The following is a 4247-nucleotide window of genomic DNA, read 5'->3' on the forward strand; positions in this document are numbered from 1 at the left end:
AATTCGGGGGTTTCCGGCAATTTGCGACAAAACTTTGGCAACGGTGTCTCCGGCAACCTGCGTTTCCGCTTTGCCCAAGGCAGCAGGCCAAACGACTCTCCAGCACCACTCCATCGGTAACCACGATGAATGGGGTGCCGGGATCGATCGTTTCGCAAACCGTGACCCCGTTCGTCACTGGAATCACGCCGGTCGTCGGGTCCTACCCCGTGCTAGCCAACCCGTCGCAGATTAGCGGTCAATTGATTCAGCAACAATTATGGTCGGTTCAGCAATCCAATGCCCAGCTTCGCATCGACCAACTGAAAGAATCGATCGAGCGGGCCGAGCGGGCGGCGTCGCAAGGCAAAGCCAAGATGGCCCGCGCGAACTACATGAATGCGATTCGTATCGCTCCCGAACCGCTGCGGTCGTCGCTGAAACAACGCATGGCAGCGGTGTTGAAACAAGCTCGCAACCGAGATTAAGTGCAGCCGTTTATAGAAACGGCACTTTGCTGGCGGCCGAATCATTTGGCAGACAGAAATGCTTTGGCAGGAACGGAAGCCAAATGCCGTTGGCGACTTTCGCTACGTTGTGGTTTGATTGACCGACAGCCAATCCCACTTTATTTTTCTAGGTCGACGGGCGTGATGCGGTCAAGTCGCTTGCAGCGTCTTGCAGTGCCGCGGGCATGGCACCGGCCGATGGAACCGAGATCGTTGAAACGTCCGATAAACGCCATGGCAGCGTGACCCAAAAACGGCTGCCGCGACCGAGTTCGCTTTCGAAATCGACTTCGCCTCCGAGCAGCTTCGCGAGTTCTTTGACAATCGACAACCCGAGTCCTGTACCAGAGAATTCGCGAGTCAGTCCTTCGTCGTTGAGCACCTTTTGGCTCTGACGAAACTTTTGGAAAATGATCGGCTGGTCCTCTTCGGCAATCCCGACTCCGGTGTCACTAACGGACAACCGAAAACGACCATTTTTCACATCCTCGATATGCACGGTGATCATCCCACCTTCGGGTGTAAATTTGATCGCGTTGCTGAGCAAGTTGTTCAGGATTTGGCCAAGCTTGTTTTGATCTTGATACGCCTTGGGAAGATCCTCGGGGATCTCGACCGTCAACGAGATGTTCTTTTCTTCGGATAACGAGTGAATCATATCGCACTGGGCCGACACCAATCGTGACAGATCAAACTCTGCGCGACGGACCTCCATCTTGCCCGCTTCGACCTTGGCAAGATCCAAGATGTCGTTGATCATTTCTAGCAACAAACGCCCACTTTTACGGATATTTGCTGCATATCGCCGCTGTTTATCGTTCAGCGAATCGATCCCTTGCAGCACCTCAGAAAACCCAATGATGCTGTTTAGCGGTGTTCGTAATTCGTGGCTCATGTTGGCCAAAAAGTCACTCTTCAACCGGTTCGCTTCGTAGAGCTGAAGGTTCAGCTGCGCAAACTGATCCACCCGAGCATCCAATTCGCGGTTGACTTCTTGAATTTTGTCTTGGGTCTCGGTCAAGTGACGAAGCATCCGATTAAATGCGTCGGCCAATTCACGAAATTCGTCCTCGGTATCGATCGTCGCACGTTGATTGGTATCGCCATGAGTGATCGCATCGCTGACATCCCGCAGATGATACAGCGGCTGCAACACCAAGTACCGGATAATCGCATGCAGAACAAACAACGTCACCGCGATAATCAGCATCGCCAAAGCAATCACGATCGCGCGAATCCAGGTCGTTAGCTCATGCGTTTCCTGGTACGGCATGCTGACGCGGAAAACACGGAACGGATATTGCGCGGCGAGCTTATCGGGGGCCTCGTCGGGCGACGTCGAAATGGCGCCGCCGGTGGGACTGTGGCACGACAACACGCAGGTTGGTTTGAAGAAAACAGGCGAGTAATAGATGTATCGATCGTCCACCGGACCATCTTCGGCAAACACCGTGGTGCCAAGAAAACCGATCCGGCTCATCGCCTCGTTTTCTCCCAAATCCAACGGCCGCTCCACGTCGGGTCGGTCCTCAGCGATTTGGCGACTGAGCCATTCACGATACTGAGGTAGCAGACTCTTCAGCCGCGCAAGTTCCATCGCACCAAGCGGAGTGCTCGAGGATGGCAATTCAATTTGGGGCAAGTTGTCGTAGGGCGCCGAATCCTGTAACGCCAAGACTTGAAAGTCAATTTTGTCATTCAACAGTTCCGATCGCAGTCCCTCAAGCAGTACCTTTTCTCGCTGCACCACGTCTTCGGGCAGTGCCGAGGACCACTGCGCATCGCTGTGGATCATCATCAGTTCGGCGGCCGCATAGTCGCGAGCCCGTTGGCGGGTCGTGTTAGTGACCAGACTTTTGGCGAGCAACTGCACGACGAAAAATGCAGCGCACATCAAGACGAGCAGCGCAGAACCGAAAAAGAGCAGACATTTCCGCTCGAGGCTCATCGATGCAAAAACGCTCTTGATGAAGCGAAACATTAAAATCCAAGGCAATCGTAAACGAGAAAAAATAACAAACCGGATCGCACATCCATGCAATCGTCAATTTTGATCCGCCTGCCACGCCGCCGCAGCACCGCAAGCGTGGATGACGATTTTTCTAACATCAACTCCGAACGGGCCGCCCCCAGCATACTCCAACCCCAACGCCACGGCGATCGGCATAAACCATTGATGGGTCATAGTTTACGGATCCGAAACGGTACGAAAACTTGACAGCGTCGTGACTCCAAAAAAGGTCTGTGAAAGGGGCGACCGCGACCTACGCGTGATGCGAAACCGAGTCTTCCAATCCGGTTTGGAGCTCGTTGCGTTTCCCTAGTGTGACGAATTAACTCGATTCAGGGGAGGCGAATTCCGCCGCCACTTGGGGAGTGCGATCCACCCCTAGATGATCAGCATGCGATCATTAAAACCCAACCTGATTGCGCAAAGCTCTCCATTTAACCTGAATTCGCTGCTTGCTTGCTGATTTTGTGACAATTAGCATGTGGGGCAGGGTGATGGCAGAAGCCTCCGGTTCGAATTGATTTATTCGGTTTTCTGAAGAGAGCCATTTCCCCCAATCCCACCTTAGAAACTCGCACGCGACCCGCACTTCGGTGTGGAGGAGACAAAACGAATTATGAAACGAACGGCCCGAAGTCTATACCGATGGAGCCTCGTTGCGACGTTAACTTGCCTGCTCGGTATAAGCCCAGCATCCGCCGGATGGCTTCTTCGACACGCATGCAGTGAACCGGCTCCCACCTGCGGTGCTCCCTGCCCTCCTATCGATTGCCCTCCGATTCACTGTCCCCCGATTCACTGTCCTCCGGTCTATTGCCCTCCGGTAATCCAATGCCCTCCGGTTGCTTGTCTGCCAGCTCCGATCGATTCCTGCTGTGGCGAAGTCTCTTATCAAGCCGTCGACAATCACGGCGTGTGCGACTACAGCGGCGTTGACAATGGCACCGTGATCGAATCGGCTCCGATGCAATACGATAGCGGAATGGAATACGCGGCCCCCATCGACCATGGCAGCATGCCGATGGAAACCGAGGCTGCACCTCCTGCTGCTGCGGACCTGGGCCCAGCCGAAATGGAATCGCCGAGCGAAGAAGAAACCACTTCGCCATCGGATTCTCCGTTCAACCAAGCTCCAGCGACAGAAGATCTAGAAGAGCAACCCGCGCCTGTGATGCCAGAGGAAACGACGCCCGAACCGCCTGCGACCGAACCACCTGCGACCGAACCGGGTCCTGCGGACGATTTGTTCAGCCAGCCTGCTCCGGCTGAAACCGAGCCAGCTCCGGCTGAGCCCACAGAGCCAGCTGAACCTGCACAGCCTGCCGCTCCGGCAGACGACTTGTTCGGTGATCCGGCTCCCGCCGAAACCACTCCCGCGCCAGCGGATGATCTGTTTGGCACACCACCTCCAGCAGAAACCGATCCTGCTCCGGCCGATGATCTGTTCGGGGACCCACCGCCTGCGGAAACCGAACCTGCGCCGGCCGACAACCTGTTCGGTGACCCACCGCCGGCTGATTCCGACCCTGCCCCGGCAGACGACTTGTTCGGTGACCCTCCGGCGGACGAAGCTGACGCTATGCCTAGCGAAGAACCCGCACTGGACGATCTGTTCGGAAGCGACGCGGCACCAGCAGGCGAAGAGTCTGCTGCCAAACCGCCAATGGACGATGACATTTTTGGTGGTTCCGACGCTACGGCTGAAGCCGAAGCACCAGCCGAGATGCCAGCGGACGAATCGATCGACG

The 4247-nt window shown here is 55.6% G+C and carries 3 protein-coding genes; 2 read left to right on the forward strand and 1 reads right to left on the reverse strand.

The genetic code is table 11. The features are described from left to right. Positions 1 to 125 precede the first annotated feature (125 nt). On the forward strand, positions 126 to 467 hold the full coding sequence (locus RMSM_RS15900) for a hypothetical protein (protein ID WP_008698112.1): 342 nt from the start codon (positions 126 to 128) through the stop codon (positions 465 to 467). A 148-nt stretch (positions 468 to 615) separates the two neighbouring features. Here the strand turns inward: RMSM_RS15900 and RMSM_RS15905 are convergent, their stop codons facing one another. Continuing rightward, positions 616 to 2382: a sensor histidine kinase gene (locus RMSM_RS15905; RefSeq protein ID WP_236622164.1), complete on the reverse strand. Its 1767-nt coding sequence runs from the start codon at positions 2380 to 2382 to the stop codon at positions 616 to 618. A 1030-nt stretch (positions 2383 to 3412) separates the two neighbouring features. On the opposite strand from RMSM_RS15905, the gene RMSM_RS15910 reads away from it, so the two are divergent. After that, positions 3413 to 4247, forward strand: an 835-nt coding sequence (locus tag RMSM_RS15910) for a nucleoporin (protein WP_008698119.1), incomplete at its 3' end; no start/stop codon positions are given.

The sequence above is a fragment of the Rhodopirellula maiorica SM1 genome (assembly GCF_000346295.1).
In the GTDB taxonomy this organism is placed as follows: Bacteria; Planctomycetota; Planctomycetia; order Pirellulales; family Pirellulaceae; genus Novipirellula; species Novipirellula maiorica.